General features: G+C 45.0%; 15 protein-coding genes. 2 read left to right on the top strand and 13 right to left on the bottom strand.

Going from position 1 to position 12,629, the window contains the following annotated elements:
• Window positions 1-69: 69 nt before the first annotated feature.
• The 3 genes from groL to ACSYSN_RS05640 all read right to left on the bottom strand — a co-directional run bounded on the left by groL (window position 70) and on the right by ACSYSN_RS05640 (window position 2,807).
• Entirely contained in the window at window positions 70-1,701 is a 1,632-nt protein-coding gene (gene groL, locus ACSYSN_RS05630; protein WP_491711921.1) for a chaperonin GroEL, read from the bottom strand.
• A gap of 16 nt (window positions 1,702-1,717) precedes the next feature.
• Window positions 1,718-2,002 carry a co-chaperone GroES gene (gene groES, locus ACSYSN_RS05635; protein ID WP_317637046.1) on the bottom strand — a complete coding sequence of 95 codons (285 nt, stop codon included), beginning with the start codon at window positions 2,000-2,002 and terminating at the stop codon, window positions 1,718-1,720.
• 169 nt (window positions 2,003-2,171) lie between these two features.
• Entirely contained in the window at window positions 2,172-2,807 is a 636-nt protein-coding gene (locus ACSYSN_RS05640; RefSeq protein WP_317637047.1) for a redox-sensing transcriptional repressor Rex, read from the bottom strand.
• 221 nt (window positions 2,808-3,028) lie between these two features.
• On the opposite strand from ACSYSN_RS05640, the gene ACSYSN_RS05645 reads away from it, so the two are divergent.
• Both ACSYSN_RS05645 and ACSYSN_RS05650 read left to right on the top strand, forming a co-directional pair.
• Window positions 3,029-4,945, top strand: a complete 1,917-nt coding sequence (locus ACSYSN_RS05645; RefSeq protein ID WP_491711922.1) for an ABC-F family ATP-binding cassette domain-containing protein — start codon at window positions 3,029-3,031, stop codon at window positions 4,943-4,945.
• Between the two features lie 393 nt (window positions 4,946-5,338).
• A complete protein-coding gene (locus tag ACSYSN_RS05650) occupies window positions 5,339-5,743 on the top strand; it encodes a GNAT family N-acetyltransferase (RefSeq protein WP_491711923.1) in 405 nt (134 codons plus the stop codon).
• A gap of 61 nt (window positions 5,744-5,804) precedes the next feature.
• On the opposite strand, the gene tsaD is transcribed toward ACSYSN_RS05650, so the two are convergent.
• From tsaD to tmk, 10 genes are read right to left on the bottom strand one after another with little or no spacing between them, the layout of a single operon-like run.
• A complete protein-coding gene (gene tsaD, locus ACSYSN_RS05655; RefSeq protein ID WP_491711924.1) occupies window positions 5,805-6,854 on the bottom strand; it encodes a tRNA (adenosine(37)-N6)-threonylcarbamoyltransferase complex transferase subunit TsaD in 1,050 nt (349 codons plus the stop codon).
• A 15-nt stretch (window positions 6,855-6,869) separates the two neighbouring features.
• The gene (rimI, locus tag ACSYSN_RS05660; RefSeq protein ID WP_491711925.1) at window positions 6,870-7,430 is read right to left on the bottom strand and encodes a ribosomal protein S18-alanine N-acetyltransferase; all 561 of its coding nucleotides are present in this window, start codon (window positions 7,428-7,430) and stop codon (window positions 6,870-6,872) included.
• On the bottom strand, window positions 7,396-8,136 hold the full coding sequence (gene tsaB, locus ACSYSN_RS05665) for a tRNA (adenosine(37)-N6)-threonylcarbamoyltransferase complex dimerization subunit type 1 TsaB (protein WP_491711926.1): 741 nt from the start codon (window positions 8,134-8,136) through the stop codon (window positions 7,396-7,398). Before tsaB ends, rimI begins: the two co-directional genes overlap by 35 nt.
• A 23-nt stretch (window positions 8,137-8,159) precedes the next feature.
• Window positions 8,160-8,678, bottom strand: a complete 519-nt coding sequence (locus ACSYSN_RS05670; protein WP_491711927.1) for a folate family ECF transporter S component — start codon at window positions 8,676-8,678, stop codon at window positions 8,160-8,162.
• A gap of 54 nt (window positions 8,679-8,732) precedes the next feature.
• Window positions 8,733-9,470, bottom strand: a complete 738-nt coding sequence (locus tag ACSYSN_RS05675; protein WP_491711928.1) for an acyl-[acyl-carrier-protein] thioesterase — start codon at window positions 9,468-9,470, stop codon at window positions 8,733-8,735.
• 9 nt (window positions 9,471-9,479) lie between these two features.
• On the bottom strand, window positions 9,480-10,334 hold the full coding sequence (gene rsmI / locus ACSYSN_RS05680) for a 16S rRNA (cytidine(1402)-2'-O)-methyltransferase (RefSeq protein ID WP_491711929.1): 855 nt from the start codon (window positions 10,332-10,334) through the stop codon (window positions 9,480-9,482).
• A gap of 12 nt (window positions 10,335-10,346) precedes the next feature.
• On the bottom strand, window positions 10,347-10,682 hold the full coding sequence (gene yabA / locus ACSYSN_RS05685) for a DNA replication initiation control protein YabA (RefSeq protein ID WP_317637056.1): 336 nt from the start codon (window positions 10,680-10,682) through the stop codon (window positions 10,347-10,349).
• 7 nt (window positions 10,683-10,689) lie between these two features.
• Window positions 10,690-11,550, bottom strand: a complete 861-nt coding sequence (locus ACSYSN_RS05690) for a DNA polymerase III delta subunit-related protein (protein WP_491711930.1) — start codon at window positions 11,548-11,550, stop codon at window positions 10,690-10,692.
• Window positions 11,550-11,873 carry a cyclic-di-AMP receptor gene (locus ACSYSN_RS05695; protein WP_317637058.1) on the bottom strand — a complete coding sequence of 108 codons (324 nt, stop codon included), beginning with the start codon at window positions 11,871-11,873 and terminating at the stop codon, window positions 11,550-11,552. Before ACSYSN_RS05695 ends, ACSYSN_RS05690 begins: the two co-directional genes overlap by 1 nt.
• Window positions 11,873-12,526 (bottom strand): dTMP kinase, encoded by a 654-nt coding sequence (tmk, locus tag ACSYSN_RS05700; RefSeq protein WP_491711931.1) that lies wholly within the window; start codon window positions 12,524-12,526, stop codon window positions 11,873-11,875. The genes ACSYSN_RS05695 and tmk overlap by 1 nt, the downstream gene beginning before the upstream one ends.
• Window positions 12,527-12,629: the final 103 nt, after the last annotated feature.

Here is a 12,629-nt window from a genome sequence, read left to right on the forward strand (position 1 = left end):
AGCCAGCATTTTAACTTACAAAAAAACTGCTCAAGCGAGCAGTTTTTAGCGTATATTCAGTTATATCAACTACATCATGCCAGGAGCACCAGCACCTGCAGCAGCGGCAGGATCAGCAGCCGGTTTATCTTCTGGAATTTCGGCAACGACAGCTTCAGTTGTTAGCAGCAAGGCAGCAATCGAAGCGGCGTTTTGCAGAGCGGTCCGGGTAACTTTAGTTGGGTCAATGATACCGGCCTCAACCATGTTTTCCCATTCGCCATCAGCGGCATTGTAACCAACTTCTTTGGCTTGACTTTCAAGCTTGTTCAAGATGACGGAACCATCTTCACCAGCATTTTCAGCAATTTGCCGAACTGGGGCAGCCAAAGCCTTAAGTACGATATTAATGCCAGTCTGTTCATCGTCATTGTCACCCTTAAGGTCTCTAACAACACCCATCACGTTAATTAAAGCAGTACCACCACCAGCAACGTAACCTTCATCAACAGCTGCACGGGTAGAGTTCAGAGCATCTTCGATGCGGTAGCGACGTTCCTTAAGTTCAGTTTCAGTAGCAGCACCAACGTGAATAACTGCTACCCCACCAGTCAACTTAGCTAAACGTTCTTGCAGCTTCTTCTTGTCGAAGTCTGAAGTGGTTTCTTCAATTTGCTTTCTAATTGAATCTTCCCGCTCCTTAATTGCTTCATCCGAACCAGCACCATCAACAATGGTCGTTGAATCCTTGGTAATCGTGATGCGACGTGCTTGACCCAATTGGTCAAGCTTAGTGTCCTTGAGTTCAAGGCCGAGGTCTTCGGTAATAACCGTACCACCAGTTAAGGCAGCAATATCTTGCAGTTGTTCTTTGCGCCGGTCGCCAAAACCTGGAGCCTTAACGGCAACGACGTTGAAAGTACCACGAATCTTGTTCAAAACTAAAGTAGGCAGTGCTTCGCCCGACACATCATCAGCAATAATAAGCAGTGACTTACCTTGTTGAACGATCTCTTGCAAAAGTGGCAAGATGTCTTGGATATTAGAAATCTTCTTGTCGGTAATTAAGACGTAAGGACTTTCTAAGTCAGCTTCCATCTTATCGTTGTCGGTTACCATGTATTGTGACAGGTAGCCGCGGTCAAACTGCATTCCTTCAACCACTGACAATTCAGTTTCGATTCCCCGTGAGTCCTCAATGGTAATAACGCCGTCATTACCCACCTTTTCCATGGCATCAGCGATTAGGTCACCGACTTCCTTGGAAGCTGAGGAAACGGAAGCAACTTGGGCAATTTGATCCTTTGAAGAAACCGTGTGGCTAATTTTGTGTAATTCGTCCACAACTGCCTTAGTGGCCTTCTCAATTCCGCGCCGCACGCCAACTGGGTTGGCACCGGCAGTTACGTTTTTCATCCCTTCGCGCACAATTGCTTGGGTCAAAACAACAGCAGTCGTAGTACCGTCACCGGCAATATCGTTAGTCTTCTGAGCTGCTTCAGCCACCAGCTTAGCACCCATATTCTCATAGTGGTCTTTCAGTTCAATCGCCTTGGCAATCGTTACACCATCGTTAGTAATATCCGGGTTACCATAAGATTGCTCCAAGACAACGTTTCTACCCTTAGGGCCAATCGTAGCCTTAACGGTATTTGCCAACTGGTCAACACCCTTTAATAAAGAACGTCTTGCTTTTTCTGAAAATTTAATATCTTTTGCCATTTTATCCGCTCCCTAACTACTTAACAATTGCTAAAATATCTTTTTCGTGCAGGACCAGGTACTTCTCGCCCTCGTACTTGACATCAGTACCTGAGTACTTATCATACAGGACGACGTCCCCTGTCTTCACCGTCATTGGAATCTTGTTGCCATTCTCAGCATAAGTTCCCTCACCAACCGCGACAATTTCGCCTTCAGTTGGTTTTTGTTTAGCATTCGAAGCAAGGACGATTCCGCCTACAGTCTTTTCTTCTTCCTCTTTAACTTTAACGATCACGCGATCACCTATTGGTTGTAACACGTTTGTCCCTCCTATTAGTAAAAATCTTTTTAATTGTTAGCACTCATATTCATCAAGTGCTAACTTACAATTAAGATAATAACCCCTTTTCAGATAAAATGCAAGAAAAAATTAGCACTTTTTCAGTTAAAGTGCTAATTATTCTTAACTCTTATCCGCAGGCTGTTGCTTACTTGGGTTTATCGGCGTCAAGAAAGTAAATCAAGGTCTGTAATTCCGTCGCTAAGTCAACGTTCTGGACCCTGATCCCACTTGGAGCTGATAGTCGAATTGGGGTGAAGTTCATGATCCCCCTAATTCCAGCTTCGACCATATCGTCTGCCGTCTGTTGGGCAGTGGTCGATGGCACCGTCAAAATCGCAATTGTAATCTGTTGGTCGCTCAACTGTTGCTTCAATTCGCTCATACCGTATACCGGCACCCCGCTTAGGATTTTACCGGTAATCTTGGGATCAATATCGAAGGCACAAGAAATCCGAATATTGTTACTACGCTTGAAGTTATAGTTGAGCAGTGCATGTCCCAAATTACCAACGCCGACCAGGGCCACATTGGTCAATGTATCCTGATTTAGAATCTTTTTAAAAAAGGAAAGCAAATTTTTGACATCGTAACCATAACCGCGTTTGCCCAGCGCGCCAAAATAAGAAAAGTCGCGTCTAATCGAAGCACTATCAACCTGAACTGCTTCCGAGAGTTCAGTTGAAGAAACTTTATCTTTGCCCGCTTCGTTTAAGATAATTAAATAGCGATAGTACAGCGGCAAGCGCTTAGCTGTCGCCGTGGGTATTTTTATTTTTTCCATTTTTTAAAAGAGCCTCCAACTTAAATATTGCCTGAGCCTTCTTCTTGTGAATTGCTCATCAATTAGTATTATTTTACCCGTAACGTTACGTTATTTGCAAATATTTTTTCACAATCTTGCAAACACTGTCAACGAGGGCTACTTTCAACTTTTTTGCATAATCGCAAGAGGCCCACTGTAAGTTCTTTTCGTATGCTAAAATAGTTTCTAGGTGAAAAAATATGATCATTGCACAAGGACACGATTTAGAAAAACAATTTGGGGCAAATACCCTATTTCAGCATGTTAACTTTTCAATTGCTGACCAGGCCAGAATTGGCTTAGTTGGACCTAACGGTGTTGGCAAAACAACTTTACTCAAAATTATGACGGGCGAGGAAGAGGCTAGTCGGGGCGAATTTACTGTCAATAAGGCCATCGAGGTCGGTTACCTTGCCCAAGAAAACGGACTAGCTGAAGATAAGACTATCTGGGACGAGCTGGTCGAGGTCTTTGCTGCGCTCATTAAGATGGAGCAACAGTTGCACGCTTTGCAGGCAGAAATTACCGACCAACCCCATAATCCAGAACTATTAAAGCAATATGACCAGTTGCAGTTCGATTTTGAGCAAAAAGGGGGCTACACTTACCAGGCTGACATCAAAAGTATTTTGAATGGTTTTAACTTTCCTGAGGCGACTTGGTCCAAGGTCATTGCTAATCTATCTGGCGGTGAAAAGACCCGGCTTGCGTTTGTAAAGCTGCTCCTGCGTAAACCACCTCTGCTCCTACTCGATGAACCGACTAACTACCTTGACCTCGATACTTTGGACTGGCTGGAAGGCTACCTAAAAAACTATCCTGGGGCAATCCTAGTTGTGTCGCACGACCAATACTTCCTAGACCACTTAGCTACCCAGATTTTCGAGTTACAATTTGGCCAATTAACTGTGTTCAAGGGCAATTACACTAACTATGTACAAGAGCGCGAATTGCGCGACCACCAGCAGGAAGAAGCCTTCGAGAAACAGCAAGAAAAAATCAAGAAGGACGAAGAATTTATTCAGAAAAACATCGTCCGGGCCAAAACAACTAAACGGGCTCAAAGCCGCCGTAAACAGCTCGAAAAGCTCAAGCGAATTAATCCGCCCAAGCACAAGACCAAGGTGCGAATGACCTTCAAGGCTGGCCGACCTTCCGGTAAGGAAGTCTTGATTTTGCGTAATTTGGCGATTGGCTACCCCTCTAAGACCATGGTTGAGGATATTTCTTTACAAATTAATCAAGGAGACCGCGTAGCCGTGATTGGTGCTAATGGGATTGGCAAGTCCACCTTGCTCAAGACTATTATGCGGGAACTGCAAGCTAAGGCTGGTTCAATCAAGTATGGGGCAGCTCTTGATACCGGCTATTACGACCAAGAACTCCAACTGCTCGACCCTAGCCAAACCGTCTTGAATACCATTTGGGACCGCCATAAGACCATGCCAGAACGGGATGTGCGCTCGATTTTGGCTAGTTTCTTGTTTACCGCCAAGGATATTGATAAGACGGTCAGCCAACTTTCAGGGGGTCAAAAGGCTAGGTTAACTTTGACGGTTTTGGCATTAGAACATAATAACTTCCTACTAATGGATGAGCCAACCAACCACTTGGATCTAGAGGCTAAAGAGGTTTTGGAACAGGCCCTCCAGGACTTTGACGGCACTCTCTTGTTTGTGTCTCATGACCGCTACTTTATTAACCAGCTAGCCAACAAAATTGTCGAGGTTAAAGCTGGCCAGGCCCAACTCTACAACGGTAACTATAACTATTATTTAGCAGAAAAAGCCAAGCAGGATAACCAAAGTGCTGCAGTCGTAGCAGCCACCAGCAGTAGTCAAATTGATGACAAGCCAACTAAGTTGTCTTATCAAGAGCAGAAACAACGCGACTCTCAGCAGCGTAAACTGCAGCGCCAGGTTGAAGAAGTTGAAGACCGGATTGATCAACTGGAACACCAGCAAGAAGAGCTGCAAACGCAAATGGCGGATCCCGAGATTGCAACTAACTTCGACCGTCTGGGACCGCTCCAAGACCAGCTGACAGCGATTGAAAAAGACCTGGCCCAAGCCAACAGTGACTGGGAAACAGCTCTGACCGAGCTAGATGAATTTTAATTAAGTTAAAAAAGCTTTGGACTACAACCTAATCCAAAGCTTTTTTGCCGCTTGCCTTGGTATTCAGGCGGCTACAAAATTATTATAATTCAACGTTGGCATGAAGCAGACTAATTAAGTGTTCAAGGCAATATGGCTCTAATAACTGGCCAATCGTTATAGTCTATTGCCTGACCGTATCTTTAACATTTACTTCCACCATTTTTCTTGTATTTTTGCACTTTGGCGTGGCACTTAACCCTAGTTAGTACATCCCCAAAACTATTTTTATTAAGACTTATTGTGCTAAAATTTACATTAGTTAAAATATCCTAATAGACTAACAATGGGTGTAAACACATGGGAAAATTACGTTCTACTCTTTAATTTAACCTTAAATTGAGGAGGAAACTAATGGAATACAATACCAGTAAAAACATCGACTTAGACCAACTAATTAAGTTATATACCAGCGTAGGTTGGACTGCATACACGCAAAGTCCAGAAAATTTATCTGCGGCAGTAGCCAATTCGTTAACTGTCATCACGGCAATTGACGCTGGGCAGCTAGTGGGACTCATTCGCCTAGTTGGAGATGGTCTCTCCATCATCTATGTGCAAGACTTGCTAGTCCAACCAAATTACCAGCGACGCGGTATTGGCACCCAGCTACTTAACTTGGCCATAAACCAATATCGGTCTGTCCGCCAAAAAGTGTTACTAACTGAAGAAACGGCTGAGACACGTGCGTTTTATAAAAAATGCGGTTTCAGTTCCTGTGACCGGGGTAAATTGGTCGCCTTTTACCGCGAATTTTAAGAAAAAAACCAATTTTGGGGGTCACATCATAATGTGAACTTCAAAATTGGCTTTTTTATGTTTAAGTTAGCATTGACTGGGCATAAGGTAGCTCCAGCGAGGGATTCGCATTTAGGGTTAGGTCGGCAAACTCACCTGCTTGATACAGGTTATAAGCAGCTGCCCCAATCATCGCCGCATTATCGCCGCACAACTTCAGGGAAGGCAAGATAACCTTGGGCTTCAGCTCCTCCCTAAAATTGTCAATCTCCTGGCTCATGCGGTCGCGCAGCCCGCGATTAGCTGCAACTCCCCCGCCCATAATAAAAGTGCGTGGTTGGTAAGCTTTAATTGCCCGCAACGTTTTGGTCACCAAGACTTCAACCACGGCTGCCTGAAAACTTGCTGCTAAATCATACTTGTCTAAACTCTGATGAATCTGGTCAGCGTGATGGCAGGTATTGATAAAGGCACTCTTAAGTCCTGAAAAAGAAAAGTCATAATTGTCATCTTCCATCATCGCCCGGGGAAAGTTGAAAGTATCTTTGCCCTGGTGGGCCCACTCGTCGATGGTCTTTCCAGCCGGGTAATTGACTCCTAGCACGCGACCAATCTTATCGTAGGCCTCTCCCGCAGCATCATCACGGGTATCGCCAATGATTTCCAAATGGGTCGGATCTTTCAGTAAGACAATTTCGGTGTGCCCTCCGGAAACTTGCAGGGCTAATGCGGGATAGTCAATTTCGGCGGTTAACTGAGCGGCCATAATATGACCCATAATGTGGTCGACGCCAATTAGTGGAATACCCGTTGCCATTGCTGCCGCCTTGGCTGCACTAACACCGATCAGGAGGGCGCCAACCAGGCCAGGACCACTGGTCACAGCAATAGCATCAATCTCTGACCAATCTACACCAGCTTCAGCTAGAGCTTCACGAGTGATTTGACTGATAACTTCAATGTGGTGCCGACTCGCAACTTCTGGTACCACACCGCCAAAGCGTTGATGGCTCTTTATTTGGGTGGCCACAATCAGGCTTTCCACTTTGCGACCGTTCTTGACTACAGCAGTGGAGGTCTCATCACAAGAACTTTCATATGCCAAAATACGGACATCTTTTTTATTATCCAAACTAATCCCCTTCTTCTAACCTAGCCTTAACACCATCTTCAAGCCATCTTGCTGAACATCTTGATAGTAATTTGGTCGCACAAACCTAACGGTAAAACCAAATTCCTCATATAGTCGCCGCGCAATCGCGTTATCAGCCCGAACTTCTAAACTAACCCGTTGGCAGTTCCACTGCTGAGCTAATTGAATTAATCTTTCTAATAAGCAGCTCCCTAGCCCTTGCCCTTGCCAATCAGGGTCAACTGCCAGATTGGTAATATGGGCTTCGGCACTGCCCCACCGAATACCAGCCAAAGCAACCAGGGTGGCAGCTTCGTAGACAACCAAATAAAGTGAACTTTTTTGCCGTAATTCGCTTTGTAAAGTCGCTCGGCTCCATGGCACTCGACCATTATAGACCCGTTTTTCAAGTAACAGCAAAGCCGGAATATCTCCATTTTTTGCCTGCTGCACCTGCATTGAATGATTGCTCACGCTCAACCCAAAGGGCTTAAAGGTCTGGTCAATGGGAGGCCGGTGCTGCCTAAATTGCACTACCTGCTCAAACTTCTTCCACATAATCCTTGTCGGGACCATACGGTTGCCCTGTCTTGTGGTGCCAATCAACTTCTGCTTGAGTTCGTCGCAGATATTGGGGCAATAAGCGGTCCGGATCAACTGGTTGGGCAGTAAGGGCCAACTTACCAATTAAACCAGCATGAATCAAGTTCTGGTCATCACTACCATAACTGAAAGGAAGGCCCAGTTGCTTAATTTGTCCCTCCTGCTTTTTAAAACCAGAACCGATGAAAATTACCTGCTTTATTCTTTCGGTATTTACATACCGACCGATAGCTTCTAATAAAGTAGTAATGTGGTAATGGCCGTCGGCAATTACCCTGCTTGGCTGGCCTTTGCCGTTGACATAGGCACCTGCAAAGTAGTTGTCATTGCGGGCATCAATCCCCGTCACAATTAAGGTATCTTCATCTGGGCAACTCGCTGCTAAGGCAGCTAAAGTTGAAATCCCGACCACTTCTTTACCCAAAATGCTGGCAAACAACTTAACTGTGGTCACACCAATTCTTAACCCAGTATAGGAGCCCGGACCAATCGCTACGGCGAAGCGATCAATCTCACTTAATTTAAGCTGCTGATCAATCAAGATTTGGTTAATTAACGGATCCAAGTGTTCACTATGGTTATGCCGGTCTGGTTCACCCTTTTCAACCAAAATGGTCTGATCCTCATTTAACGCAACACTCAGGTGATTGGTTGCCGTTGACACACTTAATACTTTCATGACAAATTTACCCTTTTACAAAACTACTTTCTTAATTTGACCCGAGCTAGCGCCGTTAAAACAAAGTAGTCAACTACCAATTGAATCCACGGTACAATGGTTTCTTTGGGCAGGCGCTGGATTAGCGCCGCTTTAATGTCTAGACCATATAAGAGGTGCACCCAAACCGTGTTCAGACCGAGATTGATAATAACCGTAACTAACAGTGTGGCCACGATAATGCGCCAGATTTTGACCGGTTTTTGATGAAAAAACCAACCGTAAATCAGCGGCCCCAGCATTGCACTGAGGGTAAAGCCGATGAAAAAGCCCCCCTGATTACTAAACAAAACCGATGCAACCAAATCACTAATACCACCGCCGATTGCGCCCCATACGGGGCCAAACATATAGCCAAGCATAACGCTACCGATAAAACCCAGACTCACATGCACGACATTACTGCCAATGCTGAAACGGCCCAAAATAATTTTCATTGCGATAATAATTCCCAGCAGAACAAGATCACGCAATTCGATTTGAGGTTTTTCCTTGGTAACCATTTGCAACACATTCTTTCATTAAATTAAGCGGTAATAACTTTAAATTCAATTATATTATAAGTTGCGCCAAGTTAGTTCACAAACGGCTTTGTCGCTACGCTCTTCATCCTCAATTACATGGTAGGATTTGATGTCTTCGCCCGCTTCAGTTAGGCTAACGCCAGCAGTTGGCATTTGTGCGTAACGGACCTCCTGGTTAAAGCGAATATCAATTGTCTTAACCATGTGCGTGCGCAGAAAGTCACGATCCAAAGTATCGATAAACCAGTTAAAGTAGTGGCCGTTAGTCATGTGGTGGTTCGTGTCCAGATCATCATAGCGCACGCGGTACTGCCGCTTGTTTTGATATTCCGCGTGCGGACGCATTCGCGGAAAACGCGGTAATTTTTTCAGGCGGGGAACCCCTAAGGCGTCCATCATCTCCTTGTCGGTAGAAACCATCTTACGCTTTTGCAGGTCAAACAAAACCCATTCACTTTGAGCTTTAATTAACTCCTTACCTTCAGTATCAGTGAAAATAAAATCCCGATACTCTAAAAAGCGGTTATATCCAACCGGTTCAGTAGAAAGCACAACTTGTTCAGTGGAATGCGGCAGCCGCGTTAGTTCGATGTGGTACTGGGTCACAACCCACCCCAAGCCCTGATCATTCAAGGCATTAGTGCTAGCATTACTACTCGTCAATTGCCGCTCTGAAACACCCATCATGAGGTCAATCATTGCTGGTAACTTTAAGTTTTTGTTTTCATCACATTCATAAAAGTTGATTTGATGTTGTTCACTATATTTCATAATCTCTTCCTAACTATGGTGGTATTGCTCATATAATTCATTTTTAGAGACCCGGTTTGCTTGGGCGACCGCCTTAATAGCAGACTTCTTGCTCTCACCGCGGGCGACTTGCTCATCAACCAGCTTAATTAATTCGGGCCACGATTTTTGCACCGGCGCCGCAGTGTTTGGCGCTATTAGAATGACAAATTCACCGCGCGGATCATTCTGGTCAAAATACCGGCATACTTCGCCCAATGTGCCCCGAATGAACTCTTCATGAATCTTAGTTAACTCGCGCGCCACTACAATCTGGCGCTCAATGGCAATGACAGTCGCCATGTTATTAAGGGTCTTAACCAAACGGTGGGGAGACTCATAAAAGATTGAAGTAGCACGGGCCTCGTTCATTTGTTCAAAAAAAGGTTTTTGTTCACCAGCCTTGCGCGGTAAAAAGCCATAATAAGTGAATGGTTGGGCATCAAAGCCCGAAGCAATCAAGGCTGTAGTGAAAGCCGAGGCACCTGGAAGTGGCACTACCGGAACATCTGCCTTGATACATTCCTGCACCAAGATATCTCCGGGGTCCGAAATAACCGGCATACCTGCATCACTAATTTCGGCAATCACCGCACCATCCTGCATCAGCTTGACCAGTTCCGGTGCTTTGGCCTTTGAATTGTACTTGTGAAAAGCGACCATGTGGTTATGTACACCGATTTGGGCCAGTAAAAGTCCACTAGTTCGAGTATCTTCGGCTGCAATATAATCCGCTTCTTGTAAAATTCGCTTGGCCCGAATAGTAATGTCTTCCAAATTACCAATTGGTGTTGGTACCAAATAAAGCTTGCCCGTTGCACGTGCATAGCTACTCTGCTGCTGCATTTGTCTTTATCCTTAATGTGCTTTCTTTTTTCCGCCAAAATTATCGAGAATGTCGAGGCAGAACATGCAGTCTGAACTGGGATCTCGGTGTGAGCCGTAGTACATGTTGCAAATGTGATAACCCGAAGTATATATTTGACGCAGAGATTCGAGACCACTTTGCGTTTTAACCGGGTTATGTGCGTTATTCAGCTTGTCCATCTTGTCACGTAATAACTGGTTCTCGACCTTCAGTTCCGTATTTTCTTTGAGTGTTTCTAAGATATTATTTTCAAGGCTTTCGATTGTCTTGGTCATGTTGACCATAGTATCGTGTAGCCGCTGCAATTCTGAGTACGAATCTGCCATCAGGCACCTACCGTTTCCACTGCAGGGCAAGATAGTCGAGTATGTTACGAAAACTGACATTGCTATACTGCAGTTGGTCAATTTCAAGCAAATACTTTAACATCCTTGCCCCTTCCTCTTGACTTTCACCGTTCAAATCTTTTTGGGCGCGCTCCTTCAGCCAAAGTACCAGATATTTTTGTTCAGGTTTACTCTTAGCCAGTTCGGCCAACTTATGCGCACTGACCAAAGCCAAGGGACTGCCTTCTACCAGCTCTTGATAAAAGTACTTGGTCGCCTGGTCTAGCTTAGCCGTGTCGCCTAGTTCAGCAACTTCACTATCATTGAAGCCATTGTCGATCAGCCAGGCACTTTTGTCACTTTCCTGGTCGCTTGCGCCAAAGTTGATAATTTGGGAACGTGAGCGAATCGTGGGCAAAATCTGATCAAGATTAGTCGTAATAAGAATCGTAACCACTGGTGCTATTGGCTCTTCAAGCATATTTAACAGTGCATTGGCCGCTGGTAAAGTGAGCTTTTGCGCCTCATTAACCAAAAAGAAACGTGTGCTACTTTGCACTGGACTCTTAGCCAGTTCTTCTTTCAACAACCGTATTTGGTCAATTCCTAAACTCTGCTTACCTTCTGGACCAACTAGTAAAACATCAGGGTGGTTGCCAGCAATAATTTGACGACAATTCTGGCAGCTTCCGTCTGGCTTGTTTTGACCAGTACAATTAAACAAGCAGGCCAACCAATAAGCCGTATTCAGCGCCGCGCGCCCATTGGCAGCACAGAATAGGTAGCTGTGTGCCAGTTTATGCTGTTCTGATGCCTGCCGCAAAAAAGCGGCTGGTCGGGCACTGCGCTCAGAAATCTCAATTGCCATTAAAACTGCTTAAAGTCTTCTACAGGCAGGACAAAACAGGTGGCACCGCCAACTGACACCTTAACCGGCTGACTACTGAGGTCAAAGCCGTTCAAGCCAATACTTGGGTTCAGATATTCTTCGCGCCCTTTTGACTCTTCCTTGATTACCCGCAAAACCTGGTTAACGTGCTTCTCATCAATTCCAATCAAAAAAGTCGTATTTCCTTCACTTAGAAAGCCTCCGGAAGTCGCCAACTTAGTTGCCCGAATACCTTCTTTGGCAAAAGCACCCTGCAGCCTGCCAGCATCTTCTTTTTGAACAATCGCAATTATTAATTTCATTAAAATCCATCCTTTAGCAACTCTGTTGGTATCTGGTTTGCGATAATTTTAACACAAGCTTCGACCACTTGCTCAAGTGGTCCACTCGCATCCACTACTTTAATCCGGTTAGGATATGCTTGCTTAACTTCTTGATAACCCTGGTAAACTTGCTCGTGAAAAGTCAATTGCTCTTGCTCCAGGCGATCTTTTTGCCCCGCCCGAACTTTAGCTATTCTGGCCAAGCCAACTGCCGGTTTAACGTCCAAAAAAAGAGTCAGATCCGGTTCAATCTTACTCGTCGCAAAATCATTAATTTGCTTGACTGGCAAAATCCCCAGCTTACGTCCCACACCTTGGTAGGCTAACGAACTATCAACGAACCGATCTGCAAAAATCACTTTACCCGACTTGAGAGCCGGAATGATTGTTTCAGCCATGTGCTGACTACGCGCAGCCGCGTAAAGTAAGGCTTCCGTCTTGGCCGCCATTTTTTCATTGGTCGGGTCCAAAATAAGTTGCCGAATTTTCTCGGCAATCACTGAACCGCCTGGTTCACGCGTCACTAGATATTGTGTTTTAAGCCTGGGGCCAATGCGCGCCACCACTTGCTCCAAAACGGTGCTTTTACCGGAACCGTCAGGCCCCTCAAAGCTGATAAAAAAACTTTTCATAAAACTCTCCATGACTCTATTTTACAAGAGTTCACTTGAGAAAAACACCCATATGACATTTTTTAATTTTGGACCAAATAAAAAGCCCTCAAATGAGGACCCT

The sequence above is a fragment of the Lactobacillus sp. ESL1191 genome, assembly GCF_058504435.1.

Coding starts and splice junctions, on each gene's coding strand:
- groL (WP_491711921.1), bottom strand. CDS start 1,701: ATGGCAAAAGATATTAAATTTTCAGAAAAAGCAAGACGTTCTTTATTA.
- ACSYSN_RS05640 (WP_317637047.1), bottom strand. CDS start 2,807: ATGGAAAAAATAAAAATACCCACGGCGACAGCTAAGCGCTTGCCGCTG.
- ACSYSN_RS05645 (WP_491711922.1), top strand. CDS start 3,029: ATGATCATTGCACAAGGACACGATTTAGAAAAACAATTTGGGGCAAAT.
- ACSYSN_RS05650 (WP_491711923.1), top strand. CDS start 5,339: ATGGAATACAATACCAGTAAAAACATCGACTTAGACCAACTAATTAAG.
- rimI (WP_491711925.1), bottom strand. CDS start 7,430: ATGGTCCCGACAAGGATTATGTGGAAGAAGTTTGAGCAGGTAGTGCAA.
- tsaB (WP_491711926.1), bottom strand. CDS start 8,136: ATGAAAGTATTAAGTGTGTCAACGGCAACCAATCACCTGAGTGTTGCG.
- ACSYSN_RS05670 (WP_491711927.1), bottom strand. CDS start 8,678: ATGGTTACCAAGGAAAAACCTCAAATCGAATTGCGTGATCTTGTTCTG.
- ACSYSN_RS05675 (WP_491711928.1), bottom strand. CDS start 9,470: ATGAAATATAGTGAACAACATCAAATCAACTTTTATGAATGTGATGAA.
- rsmI (WP_491711929.1), bottom strand. CDS start 10,334: ATGCAGCAGCAGAGTAGCTATGCACGTGCAACGGGCAAGCTTTATTTG.
- yabA (WP_317637056.1), bottom strand. CDS start 10,682: ATGGCAGATTCGTACTCAGAATTGCAGCGGCTACACGATACTATGGTC.
- ACSYSN_RS05690 (WP_491711930.1), bottom strand. CDS start 11,550: ATGGCAATTGAGATTTCTGAGCGCAGTGCCCGACCAGCCGCTTTTTTG.
- ACSYSN_RS05695 (WP_317637058.1), bottom strand. CDS start 11,873: ATGAAATTAATAATTGCGATTGTTCAAAAAGAAGATGCTGGCAGGCTG.
- tmk (WP_491711931.1), bottom strand. CDS start 12,526: ATGAAAAGTTTTTTTATCAGCTTTGAGGGGCCTGACGGTTCCGGTAAA.